Source organism: Planococcus sp. ANT_H30 (assembly GCF_008369335.1).
Taxonomy (GTDB): domain Bacteria; phylum Bacillota; class Bacilli; order Bacillales_A; family Planococcaceae; genus Planococcus; species Planococcus kocurii.
In genome coordinates this window covers 1-14,634 of sequence record NZ_VOBJ01000008.1, presented here as the reverse complement: position 1 = coordinate 14,634, position 14,634 = coordinate 1, and the positions used below count along the sequence as shown (strand labels likewise).

The window sequence follows — 14,634 nt, the reverse complement described above, 5'->3', positions numbered from 1 at the left end:
CTTTTCTGTATAGGTTTATTTAAGAAATACTCATCATCAATCCTACATACAATGCCAACACACTAAATAGGCTCATTAATAAGGAAACGAATGAAGGTGCCTTCTGCTTAAAGCAGTAGAGAACAAGAAAACCAAAAATGACAGCTACCCCAAAGAACAACGAGCCCAGAAGAGTGAAATCAACTTGCAGGTGCATCGCGGGATCGATCTGCCCCGAATAAAAGTAACGGAAGAGATCGGAGGCACCACTTCCCTTCAAGTAGGCTTCAATGGAATGAGGAGGCTCTTGCTGGCCCAATACGGCAGTTGCCGCAAAAATCAACAGCAAGACGACGCTTTCTGCCCTTGACCAAGGAACCGGATTTATGTCTTCTCCACGTTGGAGTTTTCTTCTCATCCAGACCCCATTAATCCAAGCGAACAACAAAACAGGGAGTACCAGTAAATGCTTCAGCAAGATTGCCTGGCCGTAGGGCATCATCCAAGCATCTTGATATTCCGTTACATCCACCGCCAATGTCATGATAAAAATTCCTGAACCGACGACAATCGCCAAACAACTGAGGGCTACCGGTGTATACCATTTTAAAAAGGACAGCCAGTTTTGTGCAGTAGTCGAAAACCAACTCACCACCAACAACAAGCCTACCCAAACCGCGACAGCTGTAAAATGCAGCGTATGAACAACAAAGCCACTCCAGTCGGTCAGGGAAGCTGCATGGCTTGCCCATCCCACCGCCAAAAGCAGAATAAAGGAAAAAACAAGCGCAATGCCTATAAATGCTTTTCTTTTAAAGACTGGAACAAGCGACACAAAAAGGTAGAAAAATACCGAAATAAAAACAGTTACGGTCCAGGCTTGCCCAACTTCGAATTCTCCTATGACATTTTGAGTTGTTACTAAAAGACCGATATCTTCATAGAGAAACAGAATTAATCGAATGACCGGTGCCGCAGACAAGAAGGCGATTCCCAGAATGGCCACTTGCAACACACGTTTGTTGATTTTCAAGTGGGGCTTTAGGTGAGACGGAACCAGTTGAATCACCAATGTACCGATCAACAGGGAAAAGCATAGATACAGCAGAGTCTCTGTTACATAAATCCAAATCATTTATTTCCCCTTTTATTCGACACCCACATCAACGTGCCAACAGCAATCACTGCCAGTATCATCAACACAATCACCATCACATAAGGTGCATTAGTCGTTTCCTGAGGAGCCGCTAGATTTTCATTTAGAGGTTCTTCCGTTTCCCCTTGGTCTGCCAGTTCGTCCTCAGTGGACGGCGTAGCTTCTTCTGTTATCCCTGAAGAGATTAAGTCCTCACTGACTTTTAGGGTAAAGGCATAAGTTCCTTCAATGGGATGGCCATCAGCTCCGATGATCTTCCAGTTGACCGTATAGGTGCCGTTTGCTATTGCCGCCCCTAACGTCCCTGTCATGGACTGTCCACCAATTTCAACACCTATTGGAACTTCCTGTCCTCTTTCATCTTCCACCGTAAAAGAGCTTCCTTGTTCCAAGTCGGTATTGAATTCCAATACCATTTCTTGCAATTCCTCGGTGACTACATCTCCCTCTGCAGGGTTAGCACTTTCCAATGCGGTGTGCGCAAAGACGGCTGATGATGTTAGAGATAAGAAAAATAATAGGAATAAGACCACTTTTTTCACTAGACTTCACCTCTTTACTCGTAACTTTTTTCTTGTAAAACTGATGCTTTTACAGCACTTTTTCTTTTTATTCCCCATTCATTCTAACAGGCGAACAACAACATTTAAACAATCGTTTGAATATAAGATTGACAAAGTTTCGAATTTTTCCTACACTGGACATAATCAAACGAACATTTGAATGAGGTGGAACCATGGATGAAATAAAAATCAAAGTTAAAGTTGGAACAAAACAAGATACTTGCCAAACCTTTTGCTATGACGAAGAAGTGATTGAGCGAATTCAGCCCAAGCTCGTTGGAATCAGTGGAGTTGAATTGCTTTTCAAAGCACTTTCGGATGCAACGCGCTTAAAGATCACCTATGCGTTAACGCTGGAAAAGGAACTATGTGTATGTGATGTCGCCAATATTCTCGAGACTACAACGGCCACAGCCTCTCATCATCTTCGCTATTTACGAAATATGGGCTTAGCGAAATATGAAAAAAGAGGGAAATTGGTCTTTTACTCACTGACAGATGATCACGTAAAGCAACTGGTACGCATTGCGTTGGAGCACGCCAAAGAGGATCGATACAAATGAGCAAAGAAACGAATGGTTATCAAATGCGTAATCTGTACGGCAAAATTCGAGAAAAACATTCGGAACATTCTTTCTGTTCAAGATGTTCAGTTGAATTGCGGCGCTTCGAAAATCTCAGTTGCCGGTGAAGCCTCTATATGAACAGTTGGAAAAAGTGAGAAAATCATTTGACCCTTTTTTTCGAAACGGTGCCTTTGCACTAGGATTGAAAATACTGGCGTTGCTTTTAATCATCCCAGGGTTGCTCACTCTTTGGATGGCTATCTTCGCTGACATGAGCACCACATTAATTGTCGTATTGAACTCTCTTCGACTGATGAAGAATAAATATTAAGAAGATAACTTAAAGAGAAAATGAAATAAAGAAACAGCCGACATCTCTTGGGATGTCGGCTGTTTTTGTTAAGATCCAATATAATTTCGTGGATCAACTGCATTGGAACTTGAACCGTTCCAGATGCCGATATGTGTTTCGAAATGTAGATGTGGTCCGGTCGAACGCCCGGTATTCCCCATGCCACCAATTCGTTGTCCCTGAGATACTGCCTGACCAGTAGAAACGTCAATCGAGTTCAAATGGCCATATACCGTCGTCATCGTTTGCCCATTGACTGAATGTGTAATGACAACGGCATTACCTAGTCCGCCCATCGTACCAGCACTTGAAACGTAGCCGTTGGCTGCTGCCATTACCTGTGTACCTGGAACATTAGCAATGTCCATGCCTGCGGTAAATTCAGGTCCATCTCCAATATCACGCCATCCAAAATTAGAGGTGTTTCTGCCTGCTGCTGGTCGGATAAACGGAGACCCCGAAGCTGCTGCAGGAGCTTCATACTCACTGGCTGGTGCATTCGCTTCTACGGATTTTTCCACGCTCGGTGTTTTTACAGCTGCTGATTTTGTACTGCTCTCAGCCGCAGCTTTTCGTTCTTCTTCAGCTTGTCTCGCGGCAGCTGCTTCTTCAGCTGCTTGTTGTTCAGCCGCCGCCTGTTCAGCCGCAGCTTTTCGTTCTGCTGCCAACTTGCGCTGACGTTCTTCTTCAGCTTTTCTTGCCACTTCTGCAAGACGCTTCTGTTCATTCACAATTTGTGTTTCCAGTTCCGCACTGATGTCCAGAGCTTCAGCACGCTGACCCTCTAAATTGGATTTCTCACTTGCTAAACGTTCTTGTTCAGCTTGTAATTCTCTCCCAAGACCTGCTTGCTCCGCTTTTTGCCCATCAAGTGAAGATTTAAGAGTTTCTAACTCTGCGCGACGTTCTTCTTGCTCAGCAAGTTTTGTTTCAACTTGTGCTTTTTGCTCAGCCAGCAATTCTTTGTCTGCCGCCTGTTCACGCATGATGTTACGGTCTGCTTCGATTAACGTATTCACGGCTGAAAAACGGTCGATGAAATCAACAAAGCTGTTTGCGCCAAGTAATACATCTATGTAATCCACCGAGCCTCCACTTAATTGGATGGCACGTGCCCGTTCTTGTAGTAATTCCGTACGTTCAGCAATTTTTTGCTCAAGTTCAACAATTGAAGCCTTTAATTCTTCAATTTCCTCTTTTGTTTGTGCAATAGTGCCTTCAACGCTAGCGATTTTCGCTCCAGTTTCTTGAATTTTAGCATCAAGTACCTGAATTTGTGCCATGATTTCTTCCAATATGGACTTATTTTTAGATATTTCATTCGACTTTTCGTTGATTCCAGAGTTTAATTCGCCTTGCCTCTGTTCAACTTGCTGTTTCTTTTGCTCTAGTTCACTTAGTGTATCAGCACTTGCTGTTGGTACCAGCAGTGATAAAGCCAATACAGAAGTCAAACCAGTCAACATCCATTTCGATATCATGTTTCGTTTCCCCTTTCAAATCCCAATTCATTTCTCTCTATATCGTTCTATTTAGAAAAACTTAAAATATGCGTGTACATCCGTTAAAGTCATTCAGGAAGTAGCTATCAGTTAACTTCATGAGTTTAAAAACCCAGTTTAGTTTAACTATTTTTAGTTCCCTACAAATTCCGGCTCTGTTATTGTAACACCCTATACGGTTTGCTTTGTTACAGTCACATTTCATTTTGGTATAAAATAATAACAATTTAACATTTTTACTTGAAAATATTAGGGGATAGAAAAATCCAACTCATAAATATAAGTCGGATTGCTTACTTGTATGCTTATTTACTATCATTACTCTTATAACAAATTTTGGGCGTTGACATGTGAAATTCGCTTTACCCATGGTTAGGCTTTGGGAATTCTTCAACATCACTATTCTTTGATTTATTTGCTTTAGCTAAGTTCCGTTTCCGTCCTCTACGCCAAGCCAACACAAGAAAACTTATAAACAACGTATAAAGAAGAATTAAGGCAGCAATATAGGCTTTATTAAATCCCTTTCGTTCGATGACATTGAAGGCTTCCCCTAACTCACGATCCAATGTAATTTGGTAATCACCGTCATCATTCTGACGAACCACGTCATTTTCAAATAATCCCCGCATTTCTTTGTCGTCACCAATCACTTCGGCTGGTATCGTCAAACTCTTTGTTGAGGAGGAATTATTAATAGCGATAATCCATGACTCTTCCTTATTAGACCGTTTATAGACAAGCCATCCATCCTTTTCATGCAAGACTTCCGTTTCTCCTGTCCGAAGTGCTTCCGACTGATTTCGAAGCGAAGTCAAACTTGTAATGTGGTCAATCAGTTCTTCGTCTACCCCCATATTTAGAATAGAGTGAGATTCAGGGGGGGCACTTCCGTTCATAGCAATCTCGGAGCCGTATTGAACAATCGGGATTCCGGGCATGGTCAATAACTGAAACATCAATAAGTTCCATCTCGTTGGGGGAAACCCTCTCACTGCCACGATGTCAGATGTAAAGCGATTGCTTAAAAGAGAATCCACTCGAGTTAATTGGCCCTCAGCCGTCTCTTCAAAGTCCGGAGAAGTTGTTGAAAGGGGATCGAAATTTTTATAACTGCTTCGCAAATCCTCTTCTATACCAGGCTTTACAACCGCATCCAGTCCGGATTGAGGTCCCATTTCTAAGTCGCTTATGATATAGACACCCCGAATACTTTTCATGGTTTCTGAAAATTGACTAATAAAATCTTCATCCAATTGATCTGCGGTTTGTAGGCGAATTCCATCTATTTCATATTCTTCGACAAATTCACTGAACCAATCAATTAATTTTCTTTGAGCTTCCGGATTTGTTGTATCCAGTGCCATCGTTCCATCTTCATTTTCAGAGAACCACTCCGTATTCTCTTTGTTCCATACGTGTTCTTTGCTGACCCGTTGAGTCGGAAGATCGATCATGACTTTCATATCCAATTCATGGATGCTATCAATGGCCTCTTGAAATTCTTCCTTTGTACCAAAATGGCGTTCAAACTGTTGATAGTCGATTACTTCTTTCCCATCATAAGTAGCAGTGGAAAATACCGGACCAATCGATACCATTGTAAAGCCCATGTCTTTGATGTACTGCATTTCGCTGGCCAACCCTTTAAAATCGCCACCATTGAATGCGGTTAAATCCCGCGAGTCCACTTCGTAATCATTCTGTATAACTTTGTTGAAGTAACGATCGACTAACAAATCGTATATAATTTCATCTTGCAATGAGTTCTTTTCATTTGCTGCTGCTGGAGTTACTAAGCTCACTAATAAAATTCCAGTTATAATTGCTAAAAACCACTTTGCTTTCAATCCAACTTCCTCCTTCGGTAAAACTCATCGATTTCCTTACGTCCGGTCTAGTTTATCAAACAGCAGGCATCGCTACTATGCAATATTGTCAAAAATCAAGTATCTTTAGCTTAGTTTCGTCGAAACTGTGAAGAAAGATGTTTGCTTCATGGTTGATTCCCCATCCAGTTCAGTACCAATGCACATATCTTTTTTCATGGAATTGCCTTATTACTTAGTTGATTAATCGCCTAAATCCATTAGAGTTAGAGTTACCTGACGGGATAAGTTCAGTTAGTAAAAATACCTAAACAGAAGAAGTGAGGGAGGAAAAAGATGACAGCAACGAAAAAAGAGAACAAAAGAAAACAAAAAAAAGAGAGATCCTCAACATACGGATTCCTCTTTTATAGTGTGGCCCTCTTTGTTTGGTCCCTTTATGATTTTGTTTTGAATGATAAAACGGGATGGCAAATGCCCATTTTGCTTATTGGACTGGCTATTTACCTGTGGTCAAAAGTGTTTTACCACCAACAACTAGTTAAACAACTTGCTGAAACTAAAAACAGTTTTAAAAAAACTTAATGACAGAATTTCTTTCGAATCCGAACAGGACAAACGGTAAATTCATATAAAACTCATCCTTCTCCATTTAAAAAGAGTTGGCGAAAAATGCTAAAAATTATTCAAATACAAGATATTCAATCTTTTCCTTCATTACAGAAGCAGTACATAAAAATAGTTGTAGCTCAATGCAGCTTTTTGCTGAGCGAAGCTCCAGCTTTTTTGTAGTACGGCAACACATCAGTTCGTTTTTCGTAATGGTAAAAATAGTCCAGTGTACCGAGAAATAACGCTTTCCCCATTCTTTGACGCTCCAACTCCGATTTTATAAATTGAAGATCCTTCGAATTATCGATAAATCCTATTTCAGTTAGGGAGGCAGGAACTGTGTTTTCACGCAGCACGGCTAAATTCCCTACTTTAACTTGACGATTGGTCAACTTCCACGCTTCTTGCATGCGTGCCTGCAGATAAATGGAAAGCGCACGTGACTCTTGGACGTTCGGATTTGTCGCTGTTGTTTTCGCATAGTAAAAGGTTTCTTGTCCGTTTACTTCGCCATTAAATTTATTGGTATGAATGCTAACAAAAACATCTCCATCATTTTTTGCTGCTGCCTTAGCACGGTCACTTAACTCAATGAAAACGTCGGTACTGCGTGTCATTGTAGTAGCAATCGGTGTTTGATCAAAATAATTTTTCATGTGTTTTCCGACATTTAGAGTAATCATCTTTTCTTGAAAACCATTAGCGACGGATCCCGGATCTGTCCCTCCATGACCGGGATCTATAATAACTTTCAAATCACTCGTTCCTAGGGAAGTGGAAACTGGCGCTGGAACAGTTGGCTTTAAAGCTACAAGATAATTTGTACTGACGTAACCAATAACACCATTCACCTGAACATGTGACCAGCCATTTTTTGATGAAGCGACATTAACGGTTGTTCCATGTTTCAAACTGCTTATTACTTTATCCGAAGTGCTGGGACCAGAACGCATATTTAAAGCATCAGCACCTGTATTAACATACATTGTCTTGCTAAATGAAACACCCTCCGGTTTAACTCTGAAATTTTCATTTAAGCTTCTTGCCAAAAAAATTGCAAAGTCTGCTCGAATGATGGTCTCGTCCGTTCGAAAACTGCCATCAGGAAAGCCTTGTGCAATTCCTTTTCGCATTAAGTTGTCCACCGAAGTAGAGATACTGATTCCACCCAAATTAAAACTCCTATTTATCAGAAGAGCCATCTCTCCACGAGATAGAACTTTATATGGTTGAAACGAGCCATCGGGATAACCTGATATTATCCCTTTCCGAACTAATTCATCCACATACCCTGAAGCGAAGTTGCCTACTCTTACGTCAGAGAATTTGGTATTTCTTTTAACTCCACTTAACCCTAGTGCTCTGCCGAGCATAGCGGCTGCTTCACCTCGGGTTACCTGTCGGTTAGGCACAAAAGTTGTTGCCGTTACCCCGTGGACAAAACCACGAGTCACGAGATACGAGATTTCAGCTTGAGCTCGATGATTAGCTACGTCTACGAAAGTGAGATTTGTATTTGCATAACTTTTTGGCGTGTATATCGAGACTAGCAAAATCATTACAAGCATTATTATCCATTTTTTCAACTCATAATACCTCCTATTTTATACCTACAATATACTTTAAACTGTTTCTACTTGAATACACATCTGACATTATATTTAATTTTTATTTTATTTTGTCATTTTAATCGGAACACCTGGGCAGAAAGATACATTTCGTTATAGAGATTTGGCTTTTCCAATGAGATTCAGCTGGTTATACGGGTGCAATTCGATAATTTTAAGCTAAAAAGAATACTCTGGGAATATACTTGACAATTAATAAAAGAAAACCTTATAATCAATATATGAACATATTCTCATATATTGATTATAAGGTTAAAATATATCTTTGGAGGTCTTTAGAAGATGAGTATGGATTTTGAAAAAAAAGAAGTTTCCGTCACGAGTAGCCGGTTAGATGAAGAAACCCTCTTTGTCGTCTCCCAAACATTTAAAGCATTAAGTGACCCTACTCGAATTCGCATTTTGAATCTGCTGTGTTCCGGTGAATACTCCGTCAATGACCTGGCAGAAAAGTTGAATTTGGGGCAATCCACGGTGTCGCATCAACTGCGTTTTCTGAAACAGTTGCGATTAGTGAAATATCGTAGAGCTGGAACCACACTCTACTATTCGGAAGACGATAATCATGTCATGAATCTTTTAAAGCAGGCCATTGAACACGCGATCCATCATTGAAAAACGTTTAATTACAAGATTCACAGCTGGACATCCTATGCGTTGAAAGGAGTAAAAAAAATGGCACATGATCATAACCGATTACAAAAAGATGCTTCCAATCTCCTGCATTCAATGGGATTAAGTTATACACGACCGACTTATACACTTCAAAAATCGGATCCCAAAAAGCCAGACACTTTAGTTTAAGAGACCTTTCCAACATTTAAAAAAATTGATAGACGGTGAGATTGATCACCTGTATTTGAAGATGATTCGTGATTACCAAGACCGGTACCTGGTTCCTCAAAGGAAAACAGCGACTCATTCCCACCTATGGCCAGCATAAGGGCGTGAAGCTGATTGGTACGGCGGATTATGAGACCGGTGCAATTTTCTGCATCGAAGAAGAATAGTATAATGCCCATGCTTTTCTACGTTTCCTCTCGAGAATCTGAGCGATTTAATCAACGGGTAAAATTGTCATGATTCTAGACAACGCTAGGATTCACCACGCCAAATTGATTCAGCCATTCTTGGAAGAAAATCGATGTCGCCCTCAAATGGTCTTTTTGCCTCCGTGTAGTCCCATATTGAACATAATGTTAATGTAAGGTGTCTGGAAATAGTTAAAGGAAACAGTCATTAACAATGTATTCTTTGGCAACGTCCAGAAAATTATTCTGGCTATCAGTGCGTTTCTTCAGGACGTCATGCGCCGAAAAAAGAAACGATTGATCGGTTGTGCGTTAGATTAGTAAACATTAATTCAACTTATATAGATGATATTACACGCCACTTTTTTTAGTTTAGAGGGAATAAGTCCACAAAATTTATGGACACAAACAATAAGTGTACGAAAACCAAAGAGACTACATTTAAAGAGGTGATAGAAATGGAGACAGTTAAAGAACAACAATCTCATGAAACACATAACCATGACCATGATCACGGAAAGATGCCCATTATTTGGTACTTCATTGGTTTAGCCCTAGCGCTTATTGCTTTATTTTTAAATGGAGAGTATACAATTACTAAGAACATTTTATTTTCAATTGCAACAATTAGTGCGGGCTATCATGTCATTCTTCTTGAAGGAATTGGAGAAACAGTTGAAAATACAAAAGCCAAAAATAAATTTACACCTAATTCCCACATTTTAATGGGATTAGCTGCACTTGGTGCTTCACTGATAGGGAATTTTTGGGAAGGAACGTTGCTGATTCTCATATTTTCTGGTGCGCATTTTTTAGAAGATTATGCTGAAGGTAGAAGCAAACGAGAAATCACAAAATTACTTAAACTGAATCCAACGACTGCCAGATTGATCATTTCTGATGGCAATACAAAGATTGTTGATGTTAATGAATTAAAAGTGGGAGATCGGCTCCAAGTATTGAATGGAGATCAAGTACCCATTGACGGAGTCATTTTATCTGGAAATACCTCCATTGATGAATCTTCTATCAATGGAGAAAGTATCCCTAAAGAAAAATCAAAAGGAGACGTGGTTTTTGGGAGTACGATTAATGGAACAGGAACTTTCACAATGGAAGTCTCAAAAGAAAATAAAGATACTGTCTTTTCAAAAATCTTACAACTAGTCAATCAAAATCAAAATAATCAAACAAAAGCCGCCAGTATTATCCAGAAATTTGAACCGAAATACGTTACAGTTGTTTTAATGGCAATACCGCTCTTCATTATACTCACTCCTATGATTTTGGATTGGACTTGGTCACAAAGTACTTATAGAGGATTAGTTCTTCTAGTCGCAGCTTCACCGTGTGCTCTAGCTGCAGCTACCGTATCCGTAACTTTGTCAGCCACTTCAAACCTAGCTAAAAGAGGCGTACTTTCAAAAGGAAGTTCATATTTGTCTCAATTAGCCGGGATTCAAGCAATTGCCTTTGATAAAACGGGAACCTTAACGAAAGGAAAACCTGAAGTAACCAATTATTATTTTACTAATTCTGTAAACGAAGAAAATATTATTGATATCGTAGTGGCTCTTGAAAAGGAATCCAACCACCCCTTAGCAGATGCTATTCTAAGAAAGTTTGAACAAAAAAATAAACTAGCTATTGAAGTAGAAAATCAGATTGGTAGAGGATTGACAGGAGATTACAAAGGTAAAAATTATCGAATAGGAAAGCCGACTTCTTTTGACGGTGTTTCAGATGAATATATTCATTTAAATAGTGAATGGGCGTCAGAAGGTAAGACAGTCGTATATGTAGCAGAAGATGAAGAAGTGATTGGTCTGATTGGGCTAATGGATATTCCAAGTGAACATGCGAAAGAAACTATTGAGTATTTTAAAAAACTAGGTATACACACTACTTTAATTACTGGTGATTCTGAAATGACCGGGAAGGCGGTTGCTGAACAGTTAGGACTGGATGAAGTTATCGCTAATGTTATGCCGGAAGACAAATCTAATATTATAGATCAACAAAAAGAAAACTATGGCATAACCGCTATGGTGGGCGATGGTGTAAATGACGCACCTGCTCTTGTGAAAGCAGATGTCGGAATTGCTATGGGAGATGGTACGGATGTTGCAGTAGATGTATCTGATCTAGTTTTAATGAAAAACGATTTATCCAAATTAGTAAAAGCTCATCAGATTTCCTTAAAAATGAATCGTGTTATTTGGCAAAATATTATTTTCTCAATGACAGTTGTAGCATTTCTAATTATCGTTACCTTATTAGGATTAACGGATATAGCAATCAGCGTCATTATTCATGAAGGAAGTACATTGGTTGTAATTCTCAATGGGCTTCGTTTGTTAAGATCTAGATAATCTGGTCCAGACTTTTTTAAAATAGGATTACTATAAAGTGTTTGTAAAAGTACTTTTTTACAAACTTATACAGACCAAAAGAGAGAAAAGAGGCTTTTAAATTTGCCCTTTTCTCTCTTTTACTTAAGCAACTCCTAGAAAGCTATTGAAAGTTCCCTTAGAAATCATACGCACTAAAAGGAAGGTTATTAGCGGTCTTTCCATTCCAATTCAATGGCGGAATGGACAATCCTCAGGTCGGAAGTAGCCTTTCTTACTTTTTCTTTTATAGCGGCTGAATCCGCAAGGTTATCTCCCTCAACAGAAAGATGTAGATTCAGTGCATTCTCTTCTCCGTCGATCGACCAAATATTTAAATCCCCGACAGACAATACCCCTGGAATTTTCTCGATTTTCGCCTGTATTTCTTCTATATCAATTCCTTCGGGCACGCCTTCTAACAGAATTTTCATGGTTTTAGTAAGATTGCGCACAACGTTCACTAAAATAAACAGGGCAATTGCCAGGGATAAAATCGGGTCGAGGATATGAATATCCTTGAACAGCAGAACAATGCCGACAATCAGTACTGCCACCCATCCTAAAACATCTTCGAGCATATGCCAGGACAGGACTCCTTCATTTACTGATTTTCCTTTATGTAACTTGAAAGCTGCATAACCATTTAAAAGAACGCCTACAATGGCAAACCAAATCATCCCTTGGGCATTGGAATGTTCCGGATTAAACAGCAAAGGGATAGCCTGAGTAAAAATATAAATAGAGCCAGCAATCAAAACAGCTGCATTGATTAATGCGCCCAAAAGGGAAAAACGTTTATAGCCGAACGAAAACTTCTCATCCCCTTCTTTATTTGAAAAGTTTTGTAGAAACCAAGAAATCCCTAAAGCAATAGCGTCTCCTAGATCATGAATAGCATCAGACATGATTGCGACACTGTTAATTAAAAAGCCGCCAATGAGTTCTCCTATTGAAAATAGAAGGTTGATCATGAAAGCCAACTTGATATTCTTGGTGGATTTATGAGCTTTTGCCATGATACGTCCCCTTTCCCTGACTCCTGTTTTAGTTTCGATTTTAGAAAAATTACGTGGATTCTAAATGCACAGCAGAATCATCTGTCCTTTAGTCATCTATTCCCCGGAAACATCAAAATATGCATAACATTAATAAGTGGCCAATCGTTCATGTGGTCGTGCTTACTCAATGGCTAAATTAATATTCAACTTGTTTTCCTATCACTACTGATTTGCCATAGATTACAGGTGTTTTTTAAAATTCGTCACTTATTCATAATCGCAAAATCTATTACTTCGTTCATTCTAACAAGCATACTCAAATATTAAAACAATCATTTGAATGTATCATTGACAATCTAGCGAAATCTTTGTACACTTGCATTAATCAAACGTTCGTTTGAATGTTTAACTATTAGAAGGATATTAGTTGGTTCTAGTATTCACAAAGGAGTTGGTGGTGCTGATTACGACAATTTTTTCCGCTGTTGCAGCTTATATTGCGACAAGTATTGATTACGTCATCATTTTATTGATTCTGTTTTCACAGACCAAAAAATCCGGCCAATTAAAATCCATTGTCGTCGGTCAGTATTTGGGGACAGCCCTATTGGTTGGCGTCAGTCTATTGGCTGCATCCGGTCTTACCTTCGTTCCGGAACATTGGGTCGGGCTGCTCGGACTGATTCCAATTTATCTGGGAATCAAAGTGTGGTTTAAAGAGGAAGAGGAAGAGGAGAACGACGAAGAGGATATCCTGTCCCGCTTGTCTTCCGGAAAATCCAATCGTTTTTTTGTAACCGTCACAGTCATTACACTGGCGGCTGGCGGTGACAACATCGGTGTCTACATACCCTATTTTTCAACCTTAAATTTGAGTGAGACCGTTGTGATGCTTGTTGTCTTTGCCATTATGACAGCTGTTTTGTGTTACCTCAGCTACCGTTTGGCCTCCGTTAAATCAATCTCGGAAACAATCGAGAAATGGGAACGCTGGATTGTGCCGGTCGTCTTTATCGGACTGGGCATCTTGATCATGGTGGAGAACGGGACATTCCGTTTCCTTTGGAGTTTAGTGAGCTGATATGGTTTTCGAGTTTTGTTTTCTATAGAAAAGAAAGACTGCTGTAAAACAGCGAGTCAGAAAAAGGAGTGAAAGAAATTGGCAAAAGAGATTTGTGATGTGGTCTGTATAGATGAAGAAAAGGTGGAACGAGTCCAGCAACAGCTGGCAGAACAGAATCCATTGGAAGTGGCGAAGATCTTCAAGGCGTTGTCGGATGATACGCGTATCAAGATCGCCTATGCCTTATCGCTGGAGGACAAACTTTGTGTGTGCGACGTTGCGAATATCATCGGCTCTTCCACCGCAACCGCCTCCTACCACCTGCGCCTGTTAAAAAATATGGGGTTGGCGAAATACCGCAAAGAAGGCAAATTGGTCTATTATTCGTTGGATGACGCGCATGTGAAACACTTGGTGCAAGTGGCCTTCCTCCATCAGAAGGAGGTTGTTGAAGTTGGTTGAAAAAACAAAGGAAACAGAAGACAAAACGGTTTACCGGGTGGAAGGCTTTACGTGTGCCAACTGTGCCGGGAAATTTGAGAAGAATGTTAAGCAGATTTCCGGTGTCCAGGATGCGAAAGTGAATTTCGGGGCTTCGAAAATTTCCGTTTACGGGACGGCCTCGGTTGAAGAATTGGAAAAAGCCGGTGCATTTGAAAACTTGAAAGTGGCACCGGAAAAACCGAAACGCCAGACGGCTCCCGAAGTGAACGTGGCAGTCGAAGAAAAAAATGTCTTCCGGGTGGAAGGCTTTACGTGCGCCAACTGTGCCGGGAAGTTTGAGAACAACGTCAAGCAGATTCCCGGTGTCCAGGATGCGAAAGTGAATTTCGGCGCTTCGAAAATTTCCGTTTACGGGACGGCCTCGGTTGAAGAATTGGAGAAAGCCGGTGCATTTGAAAATTTGAAGGTCGCTCCTGAAATCACAGGCCGGCCAGCCGGTCCGAAAACGGAAACCGATA

Annotated in this window: 15 protein-coding genes; 9 read left to right on the top strand and 6 right to left on the bottom strand. The window is 40.2% G+C overall.

Annotated elements, in window-relative coordinates; all coding sequences use genetic code 11:
- Nucleotides 1–19: 19 nt before the first annotated feature.
- Together FQ085_RS14445 and FQ085_RS14440 are read right to left on the bottom strand one after the other, a co-directional pair.
- Entirely contained in the window at nt 20–1,114 is a 1,095-nt protein-coding gene (locus FQ085_RS14445) for a copper resistance D family protein (RefSeq protein ID WP_101191813.1), read from the bottom strand.
- The gene (locus FQ085_RS14440; RefSeq protein ID WP_101191814.1) at nt 1,111–1,677 is read right to left on the bottom strand and encodes a copper resistance CopC family protein; all 567 of its coding nucleotides are present in this window, start codon (nt 1,675–1,677) and stop codon (nt 1,111–1,113) included. Before FQ085_RS14440 ends, FQ085_RS14445 begins: the two co-directional genes overlap by 4 nt.
- Before the next feature lie 194 nt (nt 1,678–1,871).
- Between FQ085_RS14440 and FQ085_RS14435 the strand changes: the two genes are divergently transcribed.
- The gene (locus FQ085_RS14435) at nt 1,872–2,261 is read left to right on the top strand and encodes an ArsR/SmtB family transcription factor (protein WP_101805597.1); all 390 of its coding nucleotides are present in this window, start codon (nt 1,872–1,874) and stop codon (nt 2,259–2,261) included.
- A 402-nt stretch (nt 2,262–2,663) separates the two neighbouring features.
- On the opposite strand, the gene FQ085_RS14425 is transcribed toward FQ085_RS14435, so the two are convergent.
- On the bottom strand, nt 2,664–4,097 hold the full coding sequence (locus FQ085_RS14425) for a murein hydrolase activator EnvC family protein (protein WP_149456926.1): 1,434 nt from the start codon (nt 4,095–4,097) through the stop codon (nt 2,664–2,666).
- A gap of 383 nt (nt 4,098–4,480) precedes the next feature.
- Nucleotides 4,481–5,968: an alpha-amylase family glycosyl hydrolase gene (locus tag FQ085_RS14420; RefSeq protein ID WP_149456925.1), complete on the bottom strand. Its 1,488-nt coding sequence runs from the start codon at nt 5,966–5,968 to the stop codon at nt 4,481–4,483.
- Nucleotides 5,969–6,283: 315 nt separating this feature from the next.
- On the opposite strand from FQ085_RS14420, the gene FQ085_RS14415 reads away from it, so the two are divergent.
- Nucleotides 6,284–6,532 (top strand): hypothetical protein, encoded by a 249-nt coding sequence (locus tag FQ085_RS14415; RefSeq protein ID WP_149456924.1) that lies wholly within the window; start codon nt 6,284–6,286, stop codon nt 6,530–6,532.
- 164 nt (nt 6,533–6,696) lie between these two features.
- On the opposite strand, the gene FQ085_RS14410 is transcribed toward FQ085_RS14415, so the two are convergent.
- Entirely contained in the window at nt 6,697–8,145 is a 1,449-nt protein-coding gene (locus FQ085_RS14410; RefSeq protein ID WP_262499808.1) for an N-acetylmuramoyl-L-alanine amidase, read from the bottom strand.
- Nucleotides 8,146–8,475: 330 nt separating this feature from the next.
- Here FQ085_RS14410 and FQ085_RS14405 point away from each other — a divergent pair, with 330 nt between their 5' ends.
- The 4 genes from FQ085_RS14405 (at nt 8,476) to FQ085_RS14390 (ending at nt 11,590) form a co-directional block, all read left to right on the top strand.
- Nucleotides 8,476–8,802, top strand: a complete 327-nt coding sequence (locus tag FQ085_RS14405; protein WP_101805639.1) for an ArsR/SmtB family transcription factor — start codon at nt 8,476–8,478, stop codon at nt 8,800–8,802.
- Between the two features lie 60 nt (nt 8,803–8,862).
- The gene (locus FQ085_RS18220) at nt 8,863–8,991 is read left to right on the top strand and encodes a winged helix-turn-helix domain-containing protein (protein ID WP_149456923.1); all 129 of its coding nucleotides are present in this window, start codon (nt 8,863–8,865) and stop codon (nt 8,989–8,991) included.
- A gap of 275 nt (nt 8,992–9,266) precedes the next feature.
- The gene (locus FQ085_RS18480) at nt 9,267–9,395 is read left to right on the top strand and encodes a transposase (RefSeq protein WP_101191818.1); all 129 of its coding nucleotides are present in this window, start codon (nt 9,267–9,269) and stop codon (nt 9,393–9,395) included.
- 281 nt (nt 9,396–9,676) lie between these two features.
- On the top strand, nt 9,677–11,590 hold the full coding sequence (locus FQ085_RS14390) for a heavy metal translocating P-type ATPase (RefSeq protein WP_149456922.1): 1,914 nt from the start codon (nt 9,677–9,679) through the stop codon (nt 11,588–11,590).
- A gap of 188 nt (nt 11,591–11,778) precedes the next feature.
- Here FQ085_RS14390 and FQ085_RS14385 read toward each other — a convergent pair whose 3' ends face one another.
- On the bottom strand, nt 11,779–12,627 hold the full coding sequence (locus FQ085_RS14385) for a cation diffusion facilitator family transporter (protein WP_101191820.1): 849 nt from the start codon (nt 12,625–12,627) through the stop codon (nt 11,779–11,781).
- Nucleotides 12,628–13,069: 442 nt separating this feature from the next.
- Between FQ085_RS14385 and FQ085_RS14380 the strand changes: the two genes are divergently transcribed.
- From FQ085_RS14380 to FQ085_RS14370, 3 genes are all read left to right on the top strand, one after another.
- On the top strand, nt 13,070–13,690 hold the full coding sequence (locus FQ085_RS14380) for a CadD family cadmium resistance transporter (protein ID WP_101803174.1): 621 nt from the start codon (nt 13,070–13,072) through the stop codon (nt 13,688–13,690).
- A gap of 78 nt (nt 13,691–13,768) precedes the next feature.
- Entirely contained in the window at nt 13,769–14,134 is a 366-nt protein-coding gene (locus tag FQ085_RS14375) for an ArsR/SmtB family transcription factor (protein ID WP_101803172.1), read from the top strand.
- A partial coding sequence (locus tag FQ085_RS14370) for a cation transporter (protein WP_316834604.1) occupies nt 14,127–14,634 on the top strand: 508 nt, incomplete at its 3' end. The genes FQ085_RS14375 and FQ085_RS14370, both read left to right, overlap by 8 nt.